This window comes from Streptomyces sp. 142MFCol3.1 (assembly GCF_000424945.1).
GTDB lineage: Bacteria > Actinomycetota > Actinomycetes > Streptomycetales > Streptomycetaceae > Streptomyces > Streptomyces siamensis.
In genome coordinates this window covers 147,681-174,468 of the sequence record NZ_AUKV01000003.1, presented here as the reverse complement: position 1 = coordinate 174,468, position 26,788 = coordinate 147,681, and the positions used below count along the sequence as shown (strand labels likewise).

Genomic DNA, 26,788 nt, shown 5'->3' with positions numbered 1-26,788 from the left:
CGGGATTTTCTCGCGCCGGGCCCCTGCGCGGCGGCAGACCGGGACCGCGGCCGGGAGCCTCTGCCCCGGCCCCACACCCTCGCGTACCCCGGCCCTACGGCCTCGCGTACCCCCGGCCCCGTCGGCTCACGGCCCGGTCTGCCGGCCGGTCGCCCCGGGGATGCGGCGGGGCCCGGCCACCGAGGTCCCGCGATGGCCGGGGCGTGCCCCCTAGCGCACCAGGCAGGGACGCTTCGGGTCGAATCGCCAGTCCGGGACGAGGTAGCGCATGCCGACGGCGTCGTCGCGGGCGCCCAGGGCCTTCTCCCGGTAGAGCTCGTGGGCCGCGAGCAGGCGGTCCATGTCGAGGCGGACGCCCAGGCCGGGGGCGTCGGAGACGGCGATCTCGCCGCCGACGATGCGCGGCGGCTCGACGGTGAGCCGTTCCAGGCCCTCCTGCCAGATCCAGTGCGTGTCGAGCGCGTTGTACTCGCCCGGCGCCGCCGCCCCGCAGTGCGTGACCATGGCGAGCGAGATGTCGAAGTGGTTGTTCGAGTGGCAGCCCCAGGTCAGGCCCATGGCATTGCACAGCTGGGCCACCCGGACCGAGCCCTGCATGGTCCAGAAGTGCGGGTCGGCCAACGGAATGGAGACGGACTGGAGGGCCAGGGCGTGCGTCAGCTGCCGCCAGTCGGTGGCGATCATGTTGGTCGCGGTCGGCAACCCGGTGGCCCGGCGGAACTCGGCGAGGATCTCGCGCCCGGAGTAGCCGCCCTCGGCCCCGCAGGGGTCCTCCGCGTAGGCGAGCGTGCCGACCAGGGGCGCGCACAGCTCGACGGCCTCGCGCAGCGACCACGCGCCGTTGGGGTCCAGCGTGATCCGGGCCTCGGGGAAGCGGGCCTTGAGGGCCCGCACGGCCTTGACCTCCTCGGCGCCCTCCAGGACGCCGCCCTTGAGCTTGAAGTCCCGGAAGCCGTACAGGTCGTACGCCGTCTCGGCCTGCCGGACGATCGCCTCGGGGGTGAGGGCCTCCTCGTGCCGGACGCGGTACCACTCCACGTCGGAAGAGGGCTCGCGGACGTAGTCCAGATCGGTGCGGCCCGGGTCGCCGACGTAGAAGAGGTAGCCCAGAACCCGTACGGAGTCGCGCTGCTGCCCGTCGCCGAGCAGTGCCGCGACCGGCACGTCCAGGTGCTGGCCCAGCAGGTCGAGCAGCGCCGACTCGACGGCGGTGACCGCGTGCACGGTGGTGCGCAGATCGAAGGTCTGGGCGCCGCGCCCGCCGGCGTCGCGGTCCGCGAAGCGGTTCCCGATCTCCCGCAGGACGCGCTTGTAGTCGCCCACCCCGGCACCGACGACGAGCGGTGCGGCATCGCGCAGCGTCTGTGTGATCTTCTCGCCGCCGGGCACCTCGCCGAGGCCCGTACGGCCCTCGGAGTCCTTGAGGACGATCACGTTTCGGGTGAAGTAGGGGCCGTGGGCGCCCGACAGGTTCAGCTCCATGCAGTCCCGTCCGGCGACGGGGTAGACGGAGAACTCGGTGACGGTCGGCTGCTGGCTCGTTCTCATGGAAATCCTTGCATACAGGGCGATACGGGCTGGGGGGGCAAGAACGGAGAGGTCAGAGGCTGAGCACGTCCAGCGCCCACTCGACGGCCGGGACACCGCCGAGGCCGAGCGCCGCGAGCACCGTCGTGTAGCTGGTCCGGACCTTGATCGCGTTGATGGCGGACAGGTTGAAGTACTCCTTGAACGGCCAGAAGCCGGGATCGTTGACGTGGGAGAAGGCGATCGAGCCGCAGGAGACGGCGAGCACCATCATCTCCGGGTGCGTCCCGCTTCCGGCCGGCAGCGGCAGCACCACGCCGGAGGCCGTGACCACGGCGACCGTGGCCGAGCCGAGAGCGATGCACAGGATGACCGCGATCAGCCAGGCGAGGACGATCAGCGAGATCGACAGGTGCGCGGTGGCGTCCTTGATGTAGTCGGATATCCCGCCTTCGACGAGCACGTTCTTGAAGGCGCCGCCCGCGCCGATGGCCAGGCGGATCATCGCCATGGTCTTCGCGGCGGAGGTGCAGGAGGCGCTCACCTCGTCGAGGCTGCGGCCGATCCGCGGTCCGAACGCCCACTTCCTGTCGGAGGGCATCGGGGGCCAGATCGGCGACACACGTCCGGGATCCTCTCCAGCGGGATGCCGCGGACGACACCGACGCCTACGGCCACGAGGAGGAGGGCGGCGAAGCCGTTCGGTCGCAGCTTCGTCATCAGGAGCAGCAGAATCAGCACGCTGATTCCGACTACGCGCAGAGGCATGAAGTCAGTTCCCCTTTGAACCGCGGGTCTCGTGAACTGTGGGTCGGGCTGCCGGGCGATCTGGGGGCGGCCCGGGTTCCGTCCGGGCCCGTCGCGGTCACCGGACCGGTCGGCGCATCGCTCCGACGAGGTGGAGGCCGGCGTCGAGGATCCGCTCCAGCTCGGCGAGGTCGGCCGGGCCGGGGTCGGTGAGCGGCGCGCGCACGGCGCCGACCCGGAGGCCGCGCAGCCGGGCGGCGGCCTTGACGAGTGACACGGCGTACCCGGGCACGCGGTCGCGCAGTTCGACGAGCGGAATGTAGAAGTCGCGCAGCAGCTTGCTGAGGGTCGTCTCGTCGCCGTCCCGCAGGGCGGAGAAGAAGGCACCCGCGATCTCCGGCGCGAAGGCGTGCACCGCGGACGAGTAGGCGGGGACGCCGACGGTGGCGTACGCCCGGGCCTGGATCTCGGCGGTGGCGGCGCCGTTGAAGAAGAGGAAGCCGTCGGGGGCGGCGAGCGTCAGTCGCTGCAGCCGGTCGAGGTCGCAGTGCCCGTCCTTCAGGCCGATGACCGTCGGGATTCCGGCGATCCGGCGCAGGCCTTCGGGTGTGAAGGCGACCGGGCCGCGCTGGTACGCGATGAGTGGCAGCCGGGTGCCGGCGGCGATCCGGCGCAGCTGCTCGACCAGGCCGTCCTGCGGGGCCTCGACCAGGTAGTGCGGGAGCACGAGCGCGGCGTCCGCGCCGGCCTCCTCGGCGATGCGGGCGAACCGCCGTGCCTGGGCCCACCCGTAGCCGATGCCGGCGACGACGGGGAGCCGGCCGTCGGCGACCTCGACAGTTGTCTCGACGACCGTGCGGTACTCGTCCTCGTCCAGCGCGCCGAACTCACCGGTCCCGCAGGCGGGGAACACCGCGCCCGGTCCGGTGGCCAACTGGTCCGTCAGATAGGCCCGGTACGCCTCCGGGTCGAGGTCGCCGTCCTCCCGGAAGCTCGTGAGCGGGAAGGACAGCACCCCGCCCGCCATGCCGTCCCGCAGTCGCTGCGCCACGGCTTCGGCCTCCACGCTGAACCCTGTCATCTCTCATCCTCGTATGCAGATGGTGTCCATGTATGAGAATGGAGGCTAGATTCGTGAACCGTGAAGGTCAATGGGTGCGGCGACGCGGATCTACGATGGGCCCATGCCGGAGAGCTCAGGGGTCCGCGGCGTGAAGTCGGCGGCCCGAACGGTCGCGTTGCTGGAGCTGCTGGCAGACCGTGGCGACCACCCCTCACGCTTGGACGAGCTGGCCGAGGAACTGGGGGTGCCGCGCAGCAGCATGTACCAGCTGCTCCGGACACTCGTCGACTGCGGCTGGGTGCGCACGGACTCCACGGGATCCCTCTACGGCATCGGGATCCGGGCTCTGCTCACGGGCACCAGCTATCTCGACAGCGACCGCCGCGTGCGCATGGTCCGCCCGTACCTCGACGAGGCCTCGGACGCCCTCGGAGAAACCGTCCACATGGCGCGGCTCGACGGATCCGACGTCGTCTACCTCGCGACCCGCGAGTCCCATGAGTACCCGCGCACCATCAGCCGCGTCGGCCGGCGGATCCCCGCCCACGCCAACGCCCTCGGCAAGGCGCTGCTCGCCGAACGCCCGGACGACGCGCTCCCCTTGCCCACCGGACCGCTGGCGGCCCTCACCGAGAACACCCGCACGGAGCGCACCACGCTGCTCGCCGATCTGGCGGCGGTACGCGAGCGCGGCCACTCCGTCGACCGGGAGGAGACCGTCACCGGCATCGCGGGCTTCGGCTTCGCCCTGCGCTACGACACCCCGGCCGTCGACGCCGTCAGCTGCTCCGTCCCTCTGGACCGGCTGACCGCGGACCACGAGCTCCTCGTCGTCTCCGTCATGGGGGAGATCCGATCGAGGATCGAAGCACTGGTGCCGCCCGCTTCGGGGGCTCCGGACTGGCGGTGACCGGGCAGCTGCGGGCCCGGTCACCGATCGGCGCGCTCCCGCCGGGCGGCGGATCGTGCGTCAGCGTGCGGAGGCCGCCCCGGATGTGCCGGGACGCGAGCCGTACGCCGTCATGAAGCGGTCGCGGAAGGTGTCCATGCGCCACTCCGGGGCGTTCTTCGCCGGCTTGAGGCCGTCCGTCCAGCCCCAGTCGGATATCCGGTCCAGGATCTTGGAGTCGTGCGCGACGATGGTGACGGGCACGTCGCGGCTCGTACTGCCGGCCGTGACGGTGGGGACGGGCTGGTGGTCGCCGAGGAAGACCAGCACGGTGTTCTTGTCGCCGTACCGCTCCACGTACTCGATGAGACTGTGCAGCGAGTACTCGATGGCGTGCCGGTACTCGGTGCGCACGCTCTCGTGGTTCTTCCAGACCTCCTTGGGGTCCTTGCCCTCCTTCTTGATCTGCTCGAAGACCGATCCGTCACCGAGGGCGTTCCAGTCGATCATGTGGGCGACCGGAGCCCAGGGGTTGTGGCTCGACGCCAGGATGATCTCCGCCATCATCGGCTTGCGGTCCTTCTTGCCGTGCTCCAGGCGCTCGAAGGCCTCCAGGCTGAACTGGTCCGGCACGGGCGTCCAGCTGAAGTACGGGCCGTGGTAGCCGAGATGCTCGGAGTCGTAGATGTGGTCGAGGCCGAAGAACTTGCCCTCGGGCCACGCGCGGCGGACACCCGGCACGATGCCGACCGTGCGCCAGGCCCCGGACTTCTGGAAGTAGCTCGTCAGGGTGTGCCGGTCGCTGGTGGTCAGACTCCGGTAGCGCTGCTGGTTCTTGATCCACAGGCCGGACAGGAAGGTGGAGTGCGCGAGCCAGCTCCCGGCGCCCGTGACCGGGGAGCGGAGCCAGGCGCTGCGGGAGGCGAACCCGGCCGCCTTCAGCGACTTCGTCCCTTCGGACAGCACCGAGCCGACCTGGCCGGCCATCGCGGGGTCGTCGATCGCCGTGCGGCCGTAGCTCTCGATGAAGGTGAACAGGACGTCCTTGCCTCGCAGGCCCGTCAGCAACTGGTCGGGCGGTGTGTCCGCGAACGCGTCGACGGACGCCTGCTCGGCGAACACCTTCCCGTCGCGCAGGCCCGCCCGCACCTGGTGCACGCGGTTCTTCACCAGCTCCGCGTTGATCTGCGAGGCCACGGGTACGTCGGTGAACTGCACGCCGACCGTCACGCAGGTGATCCACGCGGTACCGAGGACGAGCACGGTGCGCGTGGCGACGGGGCGGTGACGGGCCATGAGATCGCTCAGGCGCACGACGGCGAGGGTCATGAGGGCGAGCAGGACGACGACCAGTGCGAGGACCGCGATCACGGCGACCACCTCGCCGGTCTTCCCGAAGGACTCCTTGACCCACTCGGCGGCGTCGTCGAACAGGATCCAGTCCAGGACGAGGTCGAAGGGCCTCGCCAGCACCGAGTAGAAGCCCATGTCGACGAACTTCAGGATGGTCACCAGGCCGAGGAGCAGCCCGACCACGACCGCCGCGATCCGCCGGGGCCGCGGTGGCAGCACCAGCAGCAGACCGGCGAGCAGGACTCCCTCGACGGGGATCCGCAGGAAGGCGTCGGGCGCGAGGCGGTCGAGCTGGTTCGGCACGAGCAGGGCGAAGAGCACCAGGACTCCGGCCAGGGCCGTGGTGCCGACGGTCACGGCGCGCGCCGCCCGCGGGTACCTGAACCGCCAGCCCCACCAGCCCGGCCGTCCTGACGGCCCGTCGGCCTGCACGGCAAAGGCGTCGGCTTCCGTGGGCGCCTCCGGCTCCTCGTCGATCGCTGCGGGCGCCTCGGGCTCGTCGTCGGTCGAGGTGTCCGTGCCCGGCTCCGGTGCCGTGTCCGGCTCCGTGACCACGTCCGGCTCCGGTGTCGTGTCCGCCTCCGGCCTCGTATCCGGCTCCGACTCCGTCTCCCGCTCCGAAGTGCCGTCCGCGTACTTCTCGGTGGCCGTGTCCGCGTCCGCGCCGGCGTTCGCGTCCGAGCCGGAGGTCCCGTCCGCGTCTGCGCGCACACCGGCGTCCACGTCCGCGCCGGAAGCCCCGTCGCCGTCCGTGCGCGCCGCGACCCCCGTACCGGCGTCCGTATCCGGTTCCGGTTCCGTGTCCGGCCGTTGCGGCAGCTGACGAGTGCGCGTGGAGTGCGACACCGAAGGTCCTTCCGTGCGAAGCCCGGCGTCGACGCGGCAGACCGGGCTCGGGGCAGATCAGAGGCCGCGATCATGCGTACGTCCGGGGTTCACCTGGTGTTCAAGCGGAAGGTCAATGCCGTGCAAAGACTGCGGAGTGAGGTCAGTGGGCCGCCTCCACGACGACCGACCGGGCCCAGCGGTAGTCCGCCTTGCCGCTGGGGGAGCGCTGGATGATGTCCGCGAGCACGAGCTGCCGGGGGATCTTGTAGCCCGCCAGGCGGGTGCGGCAGTGCGTCTGGATGTCCTCCAGGGACGGTCGCGGCGCGCCCTCGCGGAGCTGGACGACGGCGGCCACGTGGCTGCCCCACTTCTCGTCGGGAACGCCGGCGACCAGGGCGTCGTACACGTCCGGATGCGACTTGAGCGCCTGCTCGACCTCCTCCGGATAGACCTTCTCGCCACCGGTGTTGATGCACTGCGAACCGCGGCCGAGGACGGTGACGATGCCCTCCTCGTCGACCGTGGCCATGTCGCCGAGCAGCACCCAGCGCTCGTCGCCCCGCCGGAAGAAGGTCTCGGCGGTCTTCTTGGGGTCGTTGTAGTAGCCGAGGGGCACATGGCCGCGCTGGGCGATACGGCCCGGCTCGCCGACGGCGACCGGCTCGTGCGTGACCGGGTCCACCACCTGCGTACGGGAGTTGACCTGCACGCGGAAGCCGCGCCGCGGGCCGGAGTCCGCCGTGGCGGTGCCGTTGAAGCCGGATTCCGAGGAGCCGAAGTTGTTGAGCAGCATCACGTTCGGGACGAGTGCCTGGAACTGTTCGCGCACCGTGTCCGACATGATCGCGCCGGAGGAGGAGACACTGAACAGGGCGGAGCAGTCGGTGTCCTTCATGGGCCCGCTCAGCGCGTCGACGAGGGGCCGCAGCATCGCGTCGCCGACCAGGGACATGCTGGTCACCCTCTCCTTCTCGACGGTCCGCAGGACTTCCTCGGGCACGAACTTGCGGTGGAGCACCACGCGCTGGCCGAAGTTGAAGCCGATGAACGCGGTGAGCGTCGATGTCCCGTGCATCAGCGGAGGGGTGGGGAAGAAGGTGATCCCCTCGCCTCCGGCCGCGACCCGCTCGGCGAGTTCCTCCGGCCTCCTGACCGGCTCGCCCGTCGGGGCGCCGCCGCCGAGCCCGGCGAAGAACAGGTCCTCCTGCCGCCACATCACGCCCTTGGGCATGCCGGTGGTGCCGCCGGTGTAGATGATGAACTGGTCGTCCGCCGAGCGCGCCGGGAAGCCCCGGCCGGGGGAGGCCGCGGCCTCGGCGTCCTCGAACGCCACGGCGTCGAGCACGGCCGCCCCGGGCGCAGCGTCCCCCACGCGCACGAGGTGCCGCAGCGCCGGGGCGTGCGGCAGGGCGGCCGCCACCCGGTCGGTGAACTCCGCGTCGAAGACCAGGGCCGTCAGGCCGGCGTCCTGGTAGAGGTAGGCCAGCTCCTCCTCCACATAGCGGTAGTTGACGTTGACGGGGACGACCCGCGCCTTCAGGCAGCCGAGCACGGTCTGGATGTACTCGACACCGTTGTAGAGGTGGAGGCCGAGATGCTCACCCGGGCGTACGCCGCTGTCGGCGAGATGGTGGGCGATCCGGTTCGCCGCCTCGTCCAGCCGCGCGTAGGTCAGCCGGCGCTCCGCGCCCGTGCCCGGGTGGTCGACGTAGACGAGCGCCTCACGGTCCGGGACGACGTCGACGACCGACTCGAACAGGTCGGCAAGGTTGTACTCCACCGCTCCTCCTGACGCCGAACGTCCGTGGCTGCCCCCGGCTCGACGGTCATCAGAGCAAAGCCCGACCCAACTGTGAAGGGTCCTGGCGAAGAAATCTGACTGTCTGTCAGAAAACTCTTGTACTGACTCCACGCCTACTGCAACCTGTTCTCGTTCCTGAGACGGGAGGACGGCAATGGGTGGGACGGAACACCTCACCGTGCAGCGCGAAGGCGCCACACTGGTGCTCACGCTCAACAGGCCCGAGGCCAAGAACGCGCTCTCGCTGCCGATGCTGGTCGGCCTGTACGACGGCTGGCTCGAGGCCGACGCGGACGACGCGATCCGCTCGGTCGTGCTCACCGGGGCGGGTGGTGCCTTCTGCGCCGGCATGGACCTCAAGGCGCTGGCGGGCAGGGGGATGGAGGGCCAGGAGTACCGGGACCGGCTCAAGGCCGACCCCGATCTGCACTGGAAGGCGATGCTGCGTCACCACCGTCCCCGCAAGCCGGTGATCGCCGCCGTCGAAGGACACTGCGTCGCGGGCGGCACGGAGATCCTCCAGGGCACCGACATCCGCGTCGCGGGGGAGTCCGCGACCTTCGGCCTCTTCGAGGTCAGACGCGGTCTGTTCCCGATCGGCGGCTCGACGGTCCGGCTGCAACGCCAGATCCCACGCACGCACGCCCTGGAGATGCTGCTCACCGGTCGCGCCTACCCGGCGCGCGAGGCCGTCGCCATCGGCCTGATCGGGCACGTCGTCCCCGACGGCACGGCTCTCGACAAGGCCCTGGAGATCGCCGAACTCGTCAACGCCTGTGGTCCGCTCGCCGTCGAAGCCGTCAAGGCGGCGGTCTACGAGACCGCCGAGATGACCGAGACCGACGGTCTGGCCGCCGAACTCAAGCGCGGCTGGCCGGTGTTCGACACCGCCGACGCCAAGGAGGGCGCACGCGCCTTCGCCGAGAAACGTCCGCCCGTCTACCGGCGCGCCTGAACCCGCGGCTCCCGTCCGCGCGCCGCCCCGAGGAACGGCACGGACGGGCACGACAGAGCCCGCACTCGGGCCCGAGGCCCGGCATCGGGGCACACCGCCCCGAGCGCCGGGGCCGCCCGGACCCGACTCCCCTCACCGGCGCGCCCCGGTCCTCGAAGTCCGTCACCGGGTTCGCCCGGCCCGGCCCACGCGGCCGGCACGCCCGACCTCCGAAGGAGACATCCGGGATGCCCGAAGTCCTCAAAGCCCCCCTCGTCGTCGAATTCCCCTTCACCCGCTCGCTCGGCCCCGTGCAGAGCGCCTTCCTCACCGGCCTGCGCGAGCGCGTCGTGCTCGGTGTACGGACGGCCGACGGCCGCACACTGGTCCCGCCCGTCGAGTACGACCCCGTCACGGCCGAGGAGATCGGCGACCTCGTCGAGGTCGCCCCCACCGGCACGGTCACCACCTGGGCCTGGAACCACGAGCCCCGCCGTGGCCAGCCCCTCGACACACCCTTCGCCTGGGTGCTGGTCAGGCTCGACGGCGCCGACACCGCCCTGCTGCACGCCCTCGACGCCCCCGGCCCCGACGCCGTACGCACCGGCATGCGCGTCCGAGTCCGCTGGGCCGCCGAACGCTCCGGTGCCATCACCGACATCGCCTGCTTCGAACCGTACGACGGCAGTGCCACGGGCGAGGAACCCGCCGCCCACAGCGGTGAGTTCGCGGACAAGGTGACCGGCATCGTCGCCCGGGCCCGCCTCGACTACGTCTACTCTCCCGGCCGGGCCCAGACCGGCTACATCCACGCCCTGTCCGGCCGGCGGACCGTCGGCGAACGATGCCCGTCGTGCCGCAAGGTCTACGTGCCGCCCCGGGGAGCGTGCCCCACCTGCGGAGTCGCCACCGGCGAACAGGTCGAGGTGGGCCCCCGCGGCACCGTGACCACGTACTGCATCGTCAACATCAAGGCCAAGAACCTCGACATCGAAGTGCCCTACGTCTACGCGCACATCGCCCTCGACGGCGCCGACCTCGCCCTGCACGGCCGCATCGGCGGCATCGCCTACGACCAGGTGCGCATGGGCCTGCGTGTGGAGCCGGTGTGGACGCCGGGCGCCCGTTACCCCGACCACTACCGGCCCACCGGCGAACCGGACGCGGACTACGAGACGTACAAGGAGCTGTTGTAGATGCGGCCCATCAGGGACATTGCCGTCGTCGCGTTCGCCCAGACCGACCACCGGCGCACCAGCGACGAGCTCTCCGAGGTGGAGATGCTCCTTCCGGTCCTGCACCAGGTGCTCGACGCGACGGGCCTGAAAGCGGGCGACATCGGCTTCACCTGCTCCGGGTCCTCCGACTACCTCGCGGGCCGTGCCTTCTCCTTCACCATGGCGCTCGACGGGGTCGGCGCCTGGCCCCCCATCTCCGAGTCGCACGTCGAGATGGACGGCGCCTGGGCCCTCTACGAGGCGTGGACGAAACTCCTCACCGGCGACGCCGACACCGCGCTCGTCTACGGGTACGGCAAATCCTCCCCCGGCTCCGTGCGGGACGTCCTCACGCGGCAGCTCGACCCGTACTACCTGGCCCCGCTGTGGCCTGACTCCGTGGCCCTCGCCGCCCTCCAGGCGCAGGCACTCATCGACGCGGGCGAGACCGACGAGCCCTCGCTCGCAGGCATCGCCGCACGCAGCCGTGCCTCGGCCTCCGCCAACCCCCATGCCCAGCTGAGCGGTCCGGTGGACCATGGCGACCACCTCGTACGCCCCCTGCGCACCGGCGACTGCCCGCCGATCGGCGACGGGGCCGCCGCCGTGATCCTCGCGGCCGGCGAACGTGCCCGTGAACTGTGCGAGCGTCCCGCCTGGATCCGGGGCATCGACCACCGCATCGAGGCGCACGGCCTCGGCGTCCGCGATCTGACCGACTCGCCGTCCACGCGGCTGGCCGCCGAGCGGGCCGGCGCGTTCGAACGGCCCGTCGACACGGCCGAGCTGCACGCCCCCTTCACCTCCCAGGAGGTGGTCCTGCGCAAGGCGCTGCGCCTCGACGACAGCGTCGACGTCAACCCGTCCGGGGGCGCACTCGCAGCCAACCCCGTCATGGCGGCCGGACTCGTCCGCATCGGCGAGGCAGCCGCCCGTATCCACCGCGGCGCCTCCGACCGGGCACTCGCCCACGCCACCTCAGGTCCCTGCCTCCAGCAGAACCTGGTCGCCGTACTCGAAGGGGACGCCCGATGAGCAAGGAGCCCGTGGCCGTCGTAGGCATCGGCCAGACCAAGCACGTGGCGGCCCGCAGGGACGTCTCCATCGCGGGCCTGGTCCGCGAGGCCGCCCGGCGGGCACTCGACGACGCCGGACTGACGTGGGCCGACATCGACGCCGTCGTCATCGGCAAGGCCCCCGACTTCTTCGAGGGCGTCATGATGCCCGAGCTCTACCTCGCCGACGCGCTCGGCGCGGTGGGCAAACCCATGCTCCGGGTGCATACCGCCGGCTCCGTCGGCGGTTCGACGGCTCTGGTCGCCGCCAACCTCGTAGCCGGACGCGTCCACGGCACCGTCCTGACCCTCGCCTTCGAAAAACAGTCCGAGTCCAACGCGATGTGGGGCCTGTCCCTGCCCATCCCCTTCCAGCAGCCGCTGCTCGCCGGGGCGGGCGGCTTCTTCGCGCCGCACGTGCGCGCCTACATGCGGCGCACCGGCGCACCCGACACGGTCGGCTCCCTCGTCGCCTACAAGGACCGCCGCAACGCGCTCAAGAACCCCTACGCCCACCTCCACGAGCACGACATCACCCTGGAGAAGGTCCAGGCCTCGCCCATGCTGTGGGACCCGATCCGCTACTCGGAGACATGCCCCTCCTCCGACGGCGCCTGCGCGATGGTCCTCACCGACCGGGCGGGCGCGGAACGCTCCCCGACGCCGCCCGCGTGGGTGCACGGCGGCGCGATGCGCAGCGAACCCACCCTCTTCGCGGGCAAGGACTTCGTCTCGCCGCAGGCCGGCAAGGACTGCGCGGCGGACGTCTACCGGCAGGCGGGCATCGCGGATCCACGCCGTGACATCGACGCCGTGGAGATGTACGTGCCGTTCTCCTGGTACGAGCCCATGTGGCTGGAGAACCTCGGTTTCGCCGAGGAGGGCGAGGGCTGGAAGCTCACCGAGTCCGGGGTGACCGAACTCGACGGAGACCTGCCCGTCAACATGTCGGGCGGCGTCCTCTCCACCAATCCGATCGGTGCCTCCGGCATGATCCGGTTCGCCGAGGCCGCCCTCCAGGTGCGCGGACAGGCCGGAGAACACCAGGTCGACGGCGCTCGCAGGGCCCTCGGGCACGCCTACGGGGGCGGTTCCCAGTTCTTCTCCATGTGGCTGGTCGGCTCCGCACCCCCCGCCTCCTGATTCCGGCCCCCTCACGTGGCCTGTCCGCCGCCCGGACCGATCGCTAGGCTGGCGGCGGACGACGAACCGGGAGGAGCACGGACGTGGCCGAAAGCACCATCGAGCAGCACCCGCTCGCGGGCTGGGACAAGCCGGAACTGGACCTCAGCAACGCCGAGTGGCAGTCCAGCAGCCGAGGGCGGGGAGACGTCCAGATCGCCTTTGTCGAGGGCTTCATCGCGATGCGCAACAGTGGCCGCCCGCAGAGCCCTTCGTTGATCTTCACGCCCGCGGAGTGGGGAGCGTTCGTTTCGGGAGCGCGCGAGGGGGAGTTCGACCTGACGTGAGCCGGCGCGTCACTCCGGGGTGACGCGCCCGAAGGTGAATCCTTCTCCTTTTTCCGGACACTCGGCCCACGAGCCCTTCCTGGGGATCGGGCCTGCGTCAGGCTGGCCCCAGGAAGATCGGAAGTCTGTGCCGGAGGCGAGGATTCCATGAGTACCCTGCCGGTCATCGCGGCGGTCGACGGATCGGACGACAGTCTGCGCGCCCTGGAACTGGCGTTCGCCGCGGCCCGGACCCGCGAGGCGCCCCTGCGCGTGGTCCACGTGCGGCAGTACGCGCCCTGGGGGCAGCCCGACGTGCTGGTCGCGGGCCCGCCGGACCCCGCCGACGACCCGGTGCTCGGCCAGGTGAGCGCCCACCTGGCCGACCGGACCGGGCCGCCCGGCCCGGAATACGTCGCCCTGGAGGGCGCCCCGACCGCCGTGCTGCCCGAACTCGGCGCAGAAGCCCAGCTGTTGGTGCTCGGCTCGCGGGGCAGGGGCGGTTTCGCGAGCCTGCTGCTCGGCTCCACCTCCATGGCCGTGGCCACCGACGCGGCATGCCCCGTCGTCGTGGTGCCGCGCCCCGGACGCGAGGTGCCCGACGCGCCCGCCGCCGAACCCGGGCCGCGTGTCGTCGTCGGTCTCCACGTCGACGGTCCGGACGAGGCCACCCTCGCCTTCGCGTTCGAGGAGGCGGGCCTGAGCGGGGCCCGCGTCCAGGTGATCGCCGCCTATCCCTGGCCGGTCCAGATCTGGTCCGCACCCGGCGACTTCGTGCCCGCCGCTCCCGACCGGGACGTCATCGAGGGCGAGACCCGCACCCTGGCCGACGGCTTCGTCGCCCCGCACCGGAAACGGCACCCCGGCGTCCAAGTCGATCTGACCGTGGCGCCGGGCGACGCGGCCGGCCACCTCGTCGCCGCCTCCAAGGACGCGGACCTCGTCGTCGTGGGCCGGCACCGGCGCCGCCTGCTCGCACCCGCACGGATGATGGGCTCGGTCACCCGGGCCGTCCTGCTGCACGCGGCGAGCCCGGTGGCGGTGGTGCCGCCGAGCGGGGCCGACGAGAGCTGAGGCCGCGGTGGTGCCGCGGCCCGGCGTGAAAGAGCCGGTGCGGGACTGGGGCGCGCCGGGGCGCGGGCCGGCGGGGCGGCAGCGACCGCCGTGGCGCGCCGGCGGCCCCGCCGACGTCTCTGCGCGCCGGCGGCGTGGCCGAGGTCTCTGCGTGCGTGCGGTGTCGTCGAGGCCTCTGCGCGCGAGCGGTGTCGGTGAAGCCTCTGCGTGCCTGCGGTGTCGCCGAAGCCTCTGCCCGCTCGCGGTGTCGCCGAAGCCTCTGCGTTCTGCGGTGCCGCCGAAGCCTCTGCGTTCTGCGGTGCCGCCGAAGTCGCTGCGCACCTGGCGAATCCCCTGCGTACCCGTGGCGCCGCCGAATCCCCTGCGTACCCGTGGCGCCGCCGAAGCCCCTGCGCGCTCGTGGCGCCGCCGAAGCCCCGGTGACAGAGACCGGGCCGGGCACGCCGGTGACGGTGTCGCCGTCCGGACCGGGACGACCGCCAGGTGCTAATGGAATCCGGCCGACCTATCATTAGTGACATGGACGACTCGATCAGCGGCGACGCACGGCTCGCCCTCGACCTCGCCCTGACCGTGCGGCACGACGGGAACGGCGGAGTCGCGGACGACCTGGCCGCACCCGCCGGGCTCACCGCCTGGGTCAGGGACCACCCCGGACTGCTGCCGGACACTCGGACGTACGTCGCCGACGATCGCGCGCTGAGCGCGGTGCGTGAGCTGCGCGCGGCGGTCCGGGCGCTGTTCGCCCGCGCCGTACGCCCCGGCGAGCCCAGCCCCGCGGACGCCGCCCGCCTGCTGCCCCTGCCCGAGGCGGTCGAGCGGCTCAACACGGCCGCCGCCCGCACCCCGACCGTCCCCGTCCTGTCCTGGGCCGACGGCGCCGACCCCGTCGTACGACAGGAGTCTCCGGACGGCCGGACGGAGCTCACCGCGACGCTGGCCCACGCCGTCCTCGCCTTCCTCGCGGGCCCCGAGCGGCAGCGGCTGCGTGCCTGCCACGCGCCGCGCTGCGTGCGGTACTTCATCAAGGAGCACCCGCGACAGGAGTGGTGCAAACCGTCCTGCGGCAACCGGGCACGGGTCGCCCGCCACCACGCGCGACACCGCACGAGCGCCTGATGAGTGACCCCTCGGTGCCGGAACGCGCGCCGGGTCACCGGATGTCGTCCCGCGTTCGTGGTCAGTCCTGCTCCAACGACCCCATCGGAGAAGATCCGGGCGTACGCTGAGGTGCCTGAACGTCACGGTGCGCACCCGCTCCCCGCGCCGGCTGCATCACCGTGGCAGGGGGTGGATCATGACACAGCGCGCCGTCCGCAGCCGTCGGACCATGTTCGAGCGCGAGAACGAACTCGCCGCCGTCGAAGAGGCGTTGAGCGAGCTCACCGGCCTGCGCAGGGACGGAGGTGAGCCGCCGGACCGCCCGCGCGGCGCACTCCTCGCCTTCGCCGGACGAGCCGGGATCGGCAAGACCACCCTCCTCGCGGAAGTACGCCGCCGCGCCGCCGCCAAAGGATGCACGGTGCTGTCCGCGCGCGGCGGCGAACAGGAACAGCACGTCGCCTTCCACGTGGCCCGCCAGCTCCTCCAGCCCCAGCTCGCCGGCGCCGCCGAGTCCGAACTCCGCAGCTCGCTGGGGAGTTGGTACGCGATCGTCGGACCGGCGCTCGGGCTGTGCGCGCCCTCCGAGGGTGCCCCGCCCGACCAGCAGGGCCTGCGCGACGGACTCGACTGGGTGCTCACCCACCTCGCGGTGCAGCGCGCCCCGATGGTCCTCGTCCTCGACGACGCGCACTGGGCCGACGCCGAATCGCTGAGCTGGCTCGCCGCTTTCGCGCCCCGCGCCGAGCAGCTCCCGCTGCTCCTCGTCGTCGGCTACCGGCCCGACGAACTCCCCGACCACGCCGAGGCGTTCAGAGGACTGCCCGGCCGCGCCGGCCAGCGCCCCCTCGGCCTCGAACCGCTCAGCGCCGCGGCCGTCGCCAGCCTCGTGCGCGAGGACCTCGGTGACCAGGCCGACGACGCCTTCTGCCGCGAGTGCTGGGCCGTCACCGCGGGCAACCCCTTCGAGGCGGTCGAACTGACCGCGAAGGTCCGTGACCGGGGACTGACCCCGACCGAGGACGGCGCACACCTGCTGCGCGACCTCGCCGCCGCGGTCAAGGGCAGTGGCCTCATCGCCCGCCTAGAACGCCTCGGCACCTCCACCGTCCGCTTCGCCTGGGCCTGCGCCGTGCTCGGCACCGAGATCCACCCCACGCTCGCCGCCGCAGTCGCCGGACTCGGCCCCGAGGAAGCCGCCGACGCCGCGGACGCCCTGCGCGGCGCCCGCATCCTCACCGGCGCACTGAACGCCGCGGGCACGCTCGAATTCGTCCACCCCCTCATCGCCACCGCCGTCTACCGCGCCATCCCCGGCGGTGTCCGCGTCGCCCTGCACGGCCAGGCCGCCTGGTGCATCGTCGACGAGGGACTCGGCCCGTCGGCCGCCGCCCGCCACCTCATGGAGACCCACCCCGACGGAGACACCTGGATCGTCCAGCAGCTGCGTGCCGCCGCCCGCGAGACCCAGCGCGCCGGAGCCCCCGACGCCGCACGCCGCTACCTCGCCCGCGCCCTGCGCGAACCGCCGCCCTTCGAGGACCGGGCCGCCGTCCTGTACGAACTGGGCTGCGCCTCCCTGCTCACCGAACCGGCGACCACCGTCAACCATCTGCGGGCCGCACTCGAAGAACCCATCGCCGACCCCGAGCTGCGCCACAACACCGTCTACCGCCTCTCCCAGGTCCTCGCCCACAGCGACCGCCTCGCCGAGGCCTCGGCGACCCTCGCCCACGAGATCCGCCAGACGGGTGACGCCCGGGTACGCCTCCGCATGCAGTCCGAGCAGTTCATGTGGGACGCGTTCCGTGCCGACGAACCCGACTCGCCCGCCCGCTCCCGCCGTCTGGCCCGCCTCGCCGACCGGCTCACCGGACGCGACCTCACCGAGCGGTACGTCATCGGCCTGCGCGCCTGGGACGCCACCCTGCGCGGCGAGCCCGCCCACGTCGCCCTTCACCACGCCGAACGCGCCCTGGCCGGCGGATTCGGCTGGGCCGAGGCCGACCGCGGCTTCGAGGTACCCGTCCTGGTCGCCCTCACCTTCATGTACGCCGACCGCCCGGGCCGCACCGAGGAACTGTTCGCCACCGGGATCGCCGACTTCGAGGCCCAGGGCTGGCACGGCGCCCACCTCTCCTTCGGCTACACCCTGCTCGCCTACCTGCGCTACCGCCGGGGCCGGCTCGCCGAGGCCGAGGACTTCGTGCGGGCGGGTCTGCGGCTCGCCGAACGGGTCGGGCCCCGGGTCCCGGCGCTCTGGTACGCGGTGGGCGTCCTCATCGAGGTCCTGCTGGCCCGTGGCCGGGTCGCCGAGGCAGCGCGCACCGCCGAGGACTACGCCTTCGGCGCGCCGTTCCCCGCCGCCGTCGTCTTCCCCGACGCCCAGACAGTGCACGGCGAACTGCTCCTCGCCCGCGGCCTTCTCAAGGAGGCCTCCGCCGAGCTGACCTCCGCCGGGCGCCGCCTCGACCCGCGCGGCATCCGCAACCCCGCCTGGTGCCCCTGGCAGCTCCACCTCGCCCGGGCCGAGAGCCACGACGCACCGGAACGCGCCGTCACCACTGCACTCGAAGCGGTGAACCGTGCCCGCCAGTACGGAGCGCCCTCAGGGATCGGCCAGGCGCTGCGCGCCGCCGCCGACGTCTCCACCGGTTCGCACCGCGTGAAACTCCTCGAAGAGGCCGTCTGGCACCTGGAGCGCTCACCGGCCGCCTACGAACTGGCCTGCGCCCTGGTCGCGCTCGGCACCGAACTGCGGCGCGCCGGGCGCCCCGAGGAAGCCGCCGAACACCTCTACCGAGGCCTCGACGCCGCCGTCCAGTGCGGGGCCGACGGCCTCGTCGAGGAGGCACGCGACGAACTCACCGCCGCCGGACTGCGCCCACGCCGCCTGCACGGCACCGAGACGGACACGCTCACGGCCCGCGAGCGGACCGCCGCCGCGCTCACCGTACGGGGCCGGACCACGGCGCAGGTCGCCGAGGAACTGCGCACCGAGGAGCCCACCGTCGTACGTCTGCTGTCGGCCGTCTACCGCAAGGTCGGCACGGACCTGACGGGGCTGCCCGCCGCCCTGGGAGAAGCGACGGAACGCTGACCCGGACGGCCGACCCGGGGATCCGGACGGCAGTCGGCGTGCCCCGGCCGACAGCCGTCCCGTCACCGGCGGCGACACCCCAGCCCACACCTCGGGACCGGGCCCCTTCGCACCGGTCCGCGTCGAGCGCCCCGAGGCCCGACACCCGCCCGTGCACGTACCATTGCGGCATGTCCTTCCTCCGCCGCCGCAGCGCCACGCCCGCCGGGCCCGACTTCGACGTCCTGGCCATGGACCCGGGCGACTGGCCGGGCAACCTCGGCGCGGGCCTGCTGCCCGCCCCCGACGGCAGCTGCCAGGGCGTCTTCCTGCGCTACGACCTGTTCGGCGGCCGCGGCCCCGCGATGATCATCGGCAATCTGCCCGAGGGCTCACCGGCCCGCGACGTCGCCGAGGGCGAGGTCCCCTTCGAGGTGGCCCAACTGCTGCTCGCCCTGGAGAACGACGAAGAGGTCACCGTCACCGGAACCGAGGACATGCCGGTGATGCAGGGCGACAACCTGATGATCGTGCGGCGCCTGAAGCTCTCCGAGACGCGCATCTCGTGCGTCCAGTTCGACCGCAGCGACAACGTCCTGGTGACCATCGCCGCCTGGGACCGCCCCATCACGGACGACCTGTACGCCCTCCTGAAGCCGCTGCCGGCGGAGCTTTTCCAGCAGGGCTGACCGCCGGGCGCCCGGCGACCGAACGGGGGTGACCGTGGCCCCCGGCCCATGGACGGCCGGGCCCGCTTTTGGCGGGCCCGGCCGCTCGTCTCACGAGTGTGACGGGAGCACGGTCACGTCCACGGCCCGGACGAACGCCACCCGGTGCCCGAACTGGATCTCGTAGTACATGTCCGAGCCGATCACGACCTTGTGCGGAGCCGTGTCGAAGGTCGGCGAGTAGAAGTACTCGCCCGGCACCTTGTCGCCCACCGCGTACCGCTGGCCCTGGAGCAGCTTGTACGGCAGCGGCGACACCGCCTGGACGGGCACACCCGCCGGGTACGCCTCCTTCTCCGGGTAGGCACGCCCGTACACCGGGATCTCCGCCTGGCCGGCCTTGGGCGTGACGACCAGCCCGGACGCGTTCACCGCCGTCGGCTTGTTCGCCGGGTTCTTGAACCAGGCCTTCTGCCCCAGGTACCAGATCGCCGTCCAGTCGCCGTCGCGTTCCGCGACCGCGTACTGCTGACCCGTGGAAACGCGGGAGGCGATGTCGTTCACGTCGATGGTCGAGTCGGCGCCGCTCGGATACAGGCCGATGTCCTTGACCAGCGGCGCGTTCTCGTCGGGCTGCGTGTGCAGCCGCACCTCACCGGAGCCGTGCGCCGCGCAGGGCTCTCCCTTGGTCACGCAGCCCGTGTACTCGGGACGGTTCTCGTCGAAGTCCGGCAGCACGGTCACCAGCCCGCCGCCCTGCTTCACGGTCCGGTGCAAGGGGTGCCCGAGCAGGGTGAAGTAGTGCTGCCAGTCCCAGTACGGACCCGGGTCCGTGTGCATCCCCGGGATGGTGGAGGCCGTCGGGCCCGGCACGTTCTCGTGCCCGAGGATGTGCTGCCGGTCCAGTGGAACGGAGTACTTCTTCGCCAGGTACTTCACCAGCCGCGCCGAGGCACGGTACATCTCCTCCGTGTACCAGGCGTCCGGCGAGGCGAGGAAGCCCTCGTGCTCCAGGCCGATCGACTTGGCGTTGATGTACCAGTTGCCCGCGTGCCAGGCCACGTCCTTGGCCTTCACGTGCTGGGCGATGTGACCGTCGGTCGAACGCAGTGTGTAGTTCCACGACACGTACGTGGGGTCCTGCACCAGGTTCAGCACACCGTCCCAGGTGCCTTCGGTGTCATGGACGACGATGTACTTGATGCTTTGCGCCCCCGGCCGGTCGCCGAGGTCGTGGTTGCCGTAGTCGCCGTCCCCGAACTCCTCGTACGGAGCCGGGATCCATTCGCAGGACACCTCCGCGGGACACTCCGTGCCCTCGGCGGAGGCTGTCCGCAGTCCGGCCGGCCGCAGTGTCGCCGTGTCGGGGCTGAGCGCCGGCTGGGCGGCGAGCTCGACGCGCTGACCGGAGTCCGTGGTGCGCTCCGCGCCTTCGCGCATCACCTCGTAGACGTCCTGTGCGTACGTCGCCGCCGTCGAACTGTCGTCAGCGCCCGAGAAGCGCGCGACGGCGCCGTACCAGTCGGCCGCATCGGCGCTGAGCGGCTCGCCGAGGTCCCGCTGTGCCGCGGCGAGGAGCGCGGCACCGCCCTCCACGTTCGCCGCCGCGTCCGTCCGCAGCGCCTCGGCAGGCAGACCGGTCAGCCCGGCCGCCTTCGGCAACGTCTCCAGGCGGTCGGGGATTTCGGAACTCTCCGGCAGCTTCGCGGTGGGGACGCGGGCCGGGCGCGAGCTGTCGCCGCGGGCGTCCTCCGTCCCGTCGCTGTGGTGCGGGACCCGCGCGATCGCCGTCCGGGCGTCGGTCAGGTGCATCGGGCCGTAGCCGCCGGTGACGCTCGGCGCACCGTCGTGCCCGTCCCAGCGGGACTGGAGATAGGAGACGGCGAGCAGCACGCTCTGCGGCACGTGGTACTCCGCGGCCGCGGCCGCGAAGGCGCGCTGGAGCCGCGCCGAGGACTCCGCCTCGGCCTGACCGGACGGGGCGGCACCGAGCAACGGCAGCAGCAGCGCCGCGGAGGCGACGGCGCCCGCCGTCCTGCGCGTGCGTCTGCGCCTGTTGGGGGCCTGGGGAGCGGTGGCGGACCTGGGCAATGCAGCCTCCTGGGACGGTCGGGCGCGGTGGGGCGTGCGGGGCCGAACTGCGTCAGTGCTACCGGCTCTCCGACGATCCGTCAATCATGCCCATTGGCAGGCGATTTCCCATGTCAGCGCAGGTTGTGAACGTTTTCGTGGCGGAGGTGACGCGGCCTGCGCGGCGTCAGTGGCGTGGACCAATGGACCGAACGGGTGAGGTCGCGACACGACAGAGGTCCGCGGCGCGCCCCTGTCCCTGGCGCGACCGCGGACCTCCGTCCCCGTCAGCGAGTGCCGACCGCCGCTCGTACGGCCCGGCGGGCCATCTGGCAGTCGTCGTGCAGCCGCCTCAGCAGCAACCGCTGTTCCTCGCCCGACGGCGCGGCACCCGGGTGAGCCGGACCGGGCGCCGCCGGGGCCGTGCCGTGCATCGAACGCTGCACGGCCGTCTCGTAGGTGCGGATCTCTCGTGTCAGCACGAGCATCAGATTCACCAGGAAGGCGTCGCGCGCGGCGGGCCCCGCCGACTGGGCGAGCTGGCTGATCTGCCGCCGCGCCACCGGCGCGTCACCGAGGACCGCCCACAAGGTCGCCAGGTCGTACCCCGGCAGATACCAGCCCGCGTGCTCCCAGTCCACCAGCACTGGACCGGCCGGTGAGAGCAGGATGTTCGACAGGAGGGCATCACCGTGGCAGAACTGCCCCATGCCCTGACGGCCCGCCGAATGGGCGATGCCGTGCACCAGCTTCTGCAGATCGCCCATGTCCCGGTCCGTGAGCAGACCCAGCTCGTGGAATCGGGAGATCCGCTCCGCGTAGTCCAGCGGGGCGTCGAACGTGCCCGCCGGCGGCCGCCAGGCGTTCAGCCGGCAGATCGCGCCCAGTGCCGCCCGGATGTCCGCGCGGGGCGGGGCCTCGGCGGGATGCCGCTGGAGCGCGGCGACCCGGCCCGGCATCCGCTCGATGACCAGGGTGCCGTTGTCCGGGTCCGCCGCGATCAGCCGCGGCACCCGGACCGGCGGCCGGTGCCGGACGAACGAGCGGTAGGCAGCTATTTCGTGCCGGATCCGGTCGGCCCACATCGGTGACTGGTCGAGTAAACACTTGGCGACGGCCGTGCTGCGCCCCGTCGTGCCCACGAGGAGCACGGAACGTCCGCTGCGGCGCAGCACCTGTACCGGAGCGAACTCCGGACAGATCCGGTGCACCGACGCGATCGCCGTGCGCAGCTGCGCGCCCTGAGGGCCGGACAAGTCGATTCTCCCGCTGAGCGGCTGGGTGCCGAGCCCCGGGACGCGTCGCGTCCGGCCGGCACCGAGCACGGGTGCCTGGCGAGCGGGGTCGAGGTAGGGGCCGCTGCCCGCCGGGCGGGTGTGCAACGACCGGGGCGGAGCGGACACGGAGGACGATGCTGCGTACATGGGCGATACAGATCCCTTCGTGTGCCTGCGAGTTGCCGCGCTACCCTCCCCGGCCGCGCCGGAACACCCTGGGGAGTGTCCCTGCGGCAACCGGGTCGGGGTGGCGCGTTCCTACCTGACACCCGATGTCCACTGGCACACCATCTGGCGCACCCTGGCGAACCCTGGCGAATAGTCGCTCAGCAACTGACAGGCGGTTACTGTCAAATCAGCCGAGAACCTGGGGGCTTGACGTGAACGGACAACCCAACACCCGCCTGTCGGACCTGTTCGGCCTGGCCGGCTGGTCCAAGGGCGAACTCGCGAGGATGGTCAACCGGCAGGCGGCGGCCATGGGCCACCCCCAACTGGCGACCGACACCTCGCGGGTGCGGCGTTGGATCGACATGGGAGAGATCCCGCGCGATCCGGTGCCGCGGGTGCTGGCGGCCCTGTTCACCGAGCGTCTCGGCCGTGTCGTGACCATCGAGGACCTCGGTCTGGTCCGGCACGGGCGTACGGGAAAGCGGCAGAGCGGCGGGAGTGCGGAACATCCCGACGGAGTGCCGTGGGCGCCCGAACGGACCGCCGCGGTCCTCACCGAATTCACGGGAATGGACCTCATGCTCAACCGACGCGGCTTGGTGGGCGCGGGTGCCGCGCTCGCCGCAGGATCCGCACTCAGCACGGCCATGCACGACTGGCTCCACACCGATCCGGCCCTCACGGCCGACGCTCCCCGATTCGAAGATCCCCTGCACGCCGACCCCGCTGGGTTCGACCGGTACGAGGCCGCCCCCATCGGGTCGCAGGAGATCGAGGAACTGGAGCGCTCGGTCGAGGTGTTCCGGGCCTGGGACGCGGCTCGCGGCGGCGGGCTGCAACGCAAGGCCGTGGTGGGCCAGCTGAACGAGGTGGGAGGCATGCTCTCCTACCGGCACCCCGACCATCTGCAGCGACGCCTCTGGGGTGTCGCCGCCAACCTCGCCGTCCTCGCGGGCTGGATGTCGCACGACGTCGGCCTCGAGCCCACGGCTCAGAAGTACTTCATCATCGCCGCACACGCGGCCAGAGAAGGCGGTGACCGGCCCCGCGCCGGCGAGGCGCTCTCGCGAGCGGCTCGTCAGATGGTGCATCTGGGCCGGCCCGACGACGCACTCGACCTCATGAAGCTGGCGAAGTCGGGTTCCGGCGAGGAGGTGCTGCCCCGCACCCGGGCCATGCTCCACACCATCGAGGCCTGGGCGCAGGCCTCCATGGGCAAGGGGCAGGCGATGCGGCGCACCCTCGGCCAGGCGGAGGACCTGTTCGTCTCCGACCGGGGCGATGTCCCTCCGCCGAGCTGGATGCAGCTGTTCGACGAGGCCGACATGCACGGCATGCAGGCTCTCGCGTACCGCACCCTCGCCGAGCACGAGCCGTCGGCGGCGGCCACGGCTCAGCGCCATGCGAAGGAGGCGCTGAAGCTGCGCGAGTCGGGCCGGGACCGGTCGAAGATCTTCGACCACATCTCCCTGGCGTCGGCCTGCTTCATCGCCGACGATCCCGAACAGGCCGACCGGTACGCGCGACTCGCCCTGACCTCGATGGGGGCCAACTCCTCCCATCGGACCTGGGACCGGCTGCGCGAGATGTACCGGCTCACCGGGCAGTACTCCAGCTATCCGAAGATCCACGACCTGCGTGAGGAGATCAAACTGGCCCTGCCCAGCGGTTCGTTGAAGCCGAGGGGCGGCGGAAACAGCGCGCGGGCGTAAGGAGCCCGTCCCGACGACACGGGGCGGCGGGCGGGTCGGGGTGCGGCTCCGGTCCCTCGGCAAGAACAGGGTAGATTCCGGTCCTTGGCGCCGTCGGTGGGCGCGGTGTGATCCCCGTTCGCGAAGCCGTCAGGAACCGACCCGGGCGATGAGTACGCACGCGTCGTCCGCGCGCTCGGATCCGCCGAATTCCTCGACCGCCATCCGTACACAGTCCTGAGCGGCACGGGCTCCGTCGAAACGTGGGGCCAGGCCGAGCAGACCTTGTACGGCGGCCGTTCCTGCCTCGCTCCCGGCCTCGGCCCGGCGAGGGGACCCCCACTGCCGCGGCACCAGTCCGTCGGTGTGCAGGAGCAGCAGGTCGCCTTCTTCGAGAGTCTCTTCGGCCTGCCCGTAGACGGCTCCCGAAGTCGCCCCGAGCAGCACGCCCTCCGGTGCGGTCAGTGCGCGCCCCGTCCCCTCGCGGAACAGCAGGGGGGCGGGGTGGCCTGCCTGCGCCCAGGTGAGGGTGCGGGTCTCGGGCCGGTATCGGCAGCAGACGGCGCTGCCGAGGGCGGGCTGGACGGTGGTGTCGAGCAACTGGTTGAGCCAGGACATGAGTTGCCCCGGCTCGGTGCCGGCCATGGCCATCCCGCGCAGTGCGCCGAGCAGCATCGCCATGCCCGAGGTCACGGTGACCCCGTGGCCGGTGAGGTCGCCGACGCTCAACAGCATGTCTCCGTCGGGGAGTTCGAGTACGTCGTACCAGTCGCCGCCGATCAGCGCGCCGGTCGAGGACGGCAGATAGCGCGCGGCCAGATCCAGGGTTCCGGGGCCGCGATGCGGGGACCGCAGGGAACCGCGCCAGGGCGGCAGCACGGACTCCTGCAGCTCGACCGCGATGCGCCGCTCCGTCTGCGCGAGGTGCCGCTGGTGTTGCAGCGAGTCACGGCGCTCGCTCACCGTCCGCTGGCTGCGCCGTAGTTCACTGACGTCACGGAGCACGGCCCACATCGAGGTGGTGCTGCCGTCGGCGTCGAGCACGGGCTCGGCCATCATGTGGACGGCCCGCACCTTGCCGTCGGGGCGCACTATGCGGAACTCCCCGTCGATCGGTTTGGCGTCGATGAGGCAGTCCGTGACCATTGCGGTCAGTTTCGCCCGGTCCTCGTCGAACACCAGGGAGGGGAGCTCGTCCAGGGTGAGCGGGGGAGCGGCGGGGTCGCGGCCCAGGATCTGGTAGAGCTCGCCCGACCAGCCGGCCTCGTCCGTCAGCAGATTCCACTCGGCGCTGCCGACCCTGCTCAGCAGTGAGCCGTGCCTGGATGCGGCGGGCACGGCGTCAGTGGTGGCCGGCGCGGCCGCGGGTGGGGCGGGGAAGGGTGGTGGCCCGTCCCGTAGCTGCGCCAAGTGCGCGTCGAGGTCGTTGAGTTGATGCATGGCCAGGTTGCACAGAGCACGCTGCCAGCGTCCCTGCGGATCCGTGCGATCCGGGGGTGCCTCACGGCGTACGGCATCCACCTCGCCCCGCAGCTGCCGCGTCTGCGAGATCAGCGCGTCGACCGAGCCGCGCCGGGGCGGCTGGGCGGCGGAGCGGTCCGCAGAGAGATGGGAGGGCATGACGTACTCCGATGCGGGGACGGTACGACCTGTGTGACGGAAGGACCGTTACGACTGTTGCACAGCCCGCGACGCGCTGTAAGGGATTTGGCAACACCCGATACGGTGGTGCATCTGGCATATGCCGCAGTCCTCACGGGCCGGTCGCCCGGGCCGGATGCGGTACGCGTGCGGCTGGTCAAGTCGTAGGTGGCGTACGTGACTTGACGGGTCGGTGCGGGGTTGCGGCCCGTCGTTCATTCTCCCGTTCGAGGAGCATATGTGCGAGTGCTCGTGAAGTCCTTCATCTCGGCGTCGTACAGGGTCGCGGGGTCGATGCCCATCGAGGCGAAATTGCCCTCGATCTCCAGGCTGACCAAGCCGTGCAGGCGGGCCCACAGGATGGTGGCTCGCGCGGCGACCGCCTCCGGGACGCCCTCGATCCCGTGGCGTTCCATCCACTGCCGGAACTGTGCCGCCGGACCCTCCGGAGCCGGCGAGTCCGGCTGTGTCAGGCCGTTCACCGCGTCCAGTACGACGTTCATGGCGGGCTGGGATGCCTCGACCAGGCTGGTCGACTGGGCGTCGTAACCCTGGAGCGGCGCCCGGAAGAGGAGCCGGTAGCGGTGCGGCTCGGCCAGTGCCCAGGCGCGGTAGGCGCGCGCGATCGCCGCCAGGCGGGCGACGGCGTCCGAGTCCTTGGCGCCGCTCGTGCCCGTGCCGGTCGTGCGGCCCGCGTCGGTCGCGCCGTCCAGGCGGGTCGTGCCGGTCGTGCGGCCCGCGCCGGTGTCGTGCGGGCCGCTGCCGGGGCCCTTCGCCTCGTGACCGGCCGCCCGGGACAGTGCGACCGCCAGATCCCCGTAGGCGTCGACGACCAGCTCGGTGAGCAGGCTGTCCCGGTTGGCGAAGTAGCGGTACAGCGCGGGCCCCGTCATGCCCAGCTGCTTGGCCACCGCGTTGAGCGACAGGGCCTCCGGACCGCCTTCGGCCAGCTGCGCGAGTGCCGCCGTCTTGACCTCCTGTCGTACCTGCGCGCGGAACCGATCGCGCGGGCCCGTACCGGTCCGGCTTCCTGTGGCCACGTCATCGCCTCTTCGTCTGATGGGGGTGCGGTGGTGACCGCTCTTGACCAACAGAATATAGAGGAGCAAGCTTTAGTTAGAACCTCTCACGCAAGTGTGAGCCGATAACGAAGG

At 71.9% G+C, this 26,788-nt stretch carries 20 protein-coding genes and 1 pseudogene; 11 read left to right on the top strand and 10 right to left on the bottom strand.

Annotation, left to right across the window (positions count from 1 at the left end; translation table 11 throughout):
• Window positions 1-210 precede the first annotated feature (210 nt).
• The 4 genes and pseudogenes from H305_RS0105390 to H305_RS0105380 all read right to left on the bottom strand — a co-directional run bounded on the left by H305_RS0105390 (window position 211) and on the right by H305_RS0105380 (window position 3,355).
• The gene (locus H305_RS0105390) at window positions 211-1,548 is read right to left on the bottom strand and encodes an enolase C-terminal domain-like protein (protein ID WP_028799515.1); all 1,338 of its coding nucleotides are present in this window, start codon (window positions 1,546-1,548) and stop codon (window positions 211-213) included.
• A 52-nt stretch (window positions 1,549-1,600) separates the two neighbouring features.
• Window positions 1,601-2,110, bottom strand: a pseudogene (locus tag H305_RS44535) (gluconate permease); the annotation flags it as partial.
• Window positions 2,068-2,295 carry a hypothetical protein gene (locus H305_RS54445; RefSeq protein WP_420708021.1) on the bottom strand — a complete coding sequence of 76 codons (228 nt, stop codon included), beginning with the start codon at window positions 2,293-2,295 and terminating at the stop codon, window positions 2,068-2,070. The pseudogene H305_RS44535 and the gene H305_RS54445, both read right to left, overlap by 43 nt.
• A gap of 97 nt (window positions 2,296-2,392) precedes the next feature.
• Window positions 2,393-3,355 (bottom strand): 5-dehydro-4-deoxyglucarate dehydratase, encoded by a 963-nt coding sequence (locus H305_RS0105380; protein WP_028799514.1) that lies wholly within the window; start codon window positions 3,353-3,355, stop codon window positions 2,393-2,395.
• A 103-nt stretch (window positions 3,356-3,458) separates the two neighbouring features.
• On the opposite strand from H305_RS0105380, the gene H305_RS0105375 reads away from it, so the two are divergent.
• Window positions 3,459-4,247, top strand: a complete 789-nt coding sequence (locus H305_RS0105375) for an IclR family transcriptional regulator (protein WP_028799513.1) — start codon at window positions 3,459-3,461, stop codon at window positions 4,245-4,247.
• 60 nt (window positions 4,248-4,307) lie between these two features.
• On the opposite strand, the gene H305_RS0105370 is transcribed toward H305_RS0105375, so the two are convergent.
• Together H305_RS0105370 and H305_RS0105365 are read right to left on the bottom strand one after the other, a co-directional pair.
• The gene (locus H305_RS0105370; RefSeq protein WP_028799512.1) at window positions 4,308-6,425 is read right to left on the bottom strand and encodes a sulfatase; all 2,118 of its coding nucleotides are present in this window, start codon (window positions 6,423-6,425) and stop codon (window positions 4,308-4,310) included.
• 142 nt (window positions 6,426-6,567) lie between these two features.
• On the bottom strand, window positions 6,568-8,187 hold the full coding sequence (locus tag H305_RS0105365) for an acyl-CoA synthetase (protein ID WP_028799511.1): 1,620 nt from the start codon (window positions 8,185-8,187) through the stop codon (window positions 6,568-6,570).
• A gap of 175 nt (window positions 8,188-8,362) precedes the next feature.
• Between H305_RS0105365 and H305_RS0105360 the strand changes: the two genes are divergently transcribed.
• The 9 genes from H305_RS0105360 (at window position 8,363) to H305_RS0105320 (ending at window position 18,805) form a co-directional block, all read left to right on the top strand.
• A complete protein-coding gene (locus tag H305_RS0105360; protein ID WP_028799510.1) occupies window positions 8,363-9,163 on the top strand; it encodes a crotonase/enoyl-CoA hydratase family protein in 801 nt (266 codons plus the stop codon).
• 227 nt (window positions 9,164-9,390) lie between these two features.
• Window positions 9,391-10,338 (top strand): Zn-ribbon domain-containing OB-fold protein, encoded by a 948-nt coding sequence (locus H305_RS0105355; RefSeq protein ID WP_028799509.1) that lies wholly within the window; start codon window positions 9,391-9,393, stop codon window positions 10,336-10,338.
• Window positions 10,339-11,394 (top strand): thiolase domain-containing protein, encoded by a 1,056-nt coding sequence (locus tag H305_RS0105350; protein ID WP_037762498.1) that lies wholly within the window; start codon window positions 10,339-10,341, stop codon window positions 11,392-11,394.
• Window positions 11,391-12,557, top strand: a complete 1,167-nt coding sequence (locus H305_RS0105345) for a thiolase domain-containing protein (RefSeq protein WP_028799507.1) — start codon at window positions 11,391-11,393, stop codon at window positions 12,555-12,557. The genes H305_RS0105350 and H305_RS0105345 overlap by 4 nt, the downstream gene beginning before the upstream one ends.
• A gap of 83 nt (window positions 12,558-12,640) precedes the next feature.
• Complete coding sequence (locus H305_RS0105340; protein ID WP_028799506.1) at window positions 12,641-12,883, top strand: DUF397 domain-containing protein; 243 nt, start codon at window positions 12,641-12,643, stop codon at window positions 12,881-12,883.
• A gap of 147 nt (window positions 12,884-13,030) precedes the next feature.
• Entirely contained in the window at window positions 13,031-13,936 is a 906-nt protein-coding gene (locus tag H305_RS0105335; RefSeq protein ID WP_028799505.1) for a universal stress protein, read from the top strand.
• 519 nt (window positions 13,937-14,455) lie between these two features.
• A complete protein-coding gene (locus tag H305_RS0105330; protein ID WP_028799504.1) occupies window positions 14,456-15,055 on the top strand; it encodes a CGNR zinc finger domain-containing protein in 600 nt (199 codons plus the stop codon).
• A 178-nt stretch (window positions 15,056-15,233) separates the two neighbouring features.
• Window positions 15,234-18,137: an ATP-binding protein gene (locus H305_RS0105325; protein ID WP_028799503.1), complete on the top strand. Its 2,904-nt coding sequence runs from the start codon at window positions 15,234-15,236 to the stop codon at window positions 18,135-18,137.
• A 170-nt stretch (window positions 18,138-18,307) separates the two neighbouring features.
• Window positions 18,308-18,805, top strand: a complete 498-nt coding sequence (locus tag H305_RS0105320) for a hypothetical protein (RefSeq protein ID WP_028799502.1) — start codon at window positions 18,308-18,310, stop codon at window positions 18,803-18,805.
• A gap of 90 nt (window positions 18,806-18,895) precedes the next feature.
• Here H305_RS0105320 and H305_RS0105315 read toward each other — a convergent pair whose 3' ends face one another.
• The gene (locus H305_RS0105315) at window positions 18,896-20,875 is read right to left on the bottom strand and encodes an N-acetylmuramoyl-L-alanine amidase (RefSeq protein WP_028799501.1); all 1,980 of its coding nucleotides are present in this window, start codon (window positions 20,873-20,875) and stop codon (window positions 18,896-18,898) included.
• Window positions 20,876-21,141: 266 nt separating this feature from the next.
• Entirely contained in the window at window positions 21,142-22,278 is a 1,137-nt protein-coding gene (locus H305_RS0105310) for an aminoglycoside phosphotransferase family protein (protein ID WP_028799500.1), read from the bottom strand.
• 233 nt (window positions 22,279-22,511) lie between these two features.
• Here H305_RS0105310 and H305_RS0105305 point away from each other — a divergent pair, with 233 nt between their 5' ends.
• A complete protein-coding gene (locus H305_RS0105305) occupies window positions 22,512-24,014 on the top strand; it encodes a hypothetical protein (protein ID WP_028799499.1) in 1,503 nt (500 codons plus the stop codon).
• 129 nt (window positions 24,015-24,143) lie between these two features.
• Here H305_RS0105305 and H305_RS0105300 read toward each other — a convergent pair whose 3' ends face one another.
• Window positions 24,144-25,613 (bottom strand): PP2C family protein-serine/threonine phosphatase, encoded by a 1,470-nt coding sequence (locus H305_RS0105300; protein WP_028799498.1) that lies wholly within the window; start codon window positions 25,611-25,613, stop codon window positions 24,144-24,146.
• Between the two features lie 236 nt (window positions 25,614-25,849).
• Window positions 25,850-26,674: a TetR/AcrR family transcriptional regulator gene (locus tag H305_RS53225; protein WP_051370376.1), complete on the bottom strand. Its 825-nt coding sequence runs from the start codon at window positions 26,672-26,674 to the stop codon at window positions 25,850-25,852.
• Window positions 26,675-26,788 lie beyond the last annotated feature (114 nt).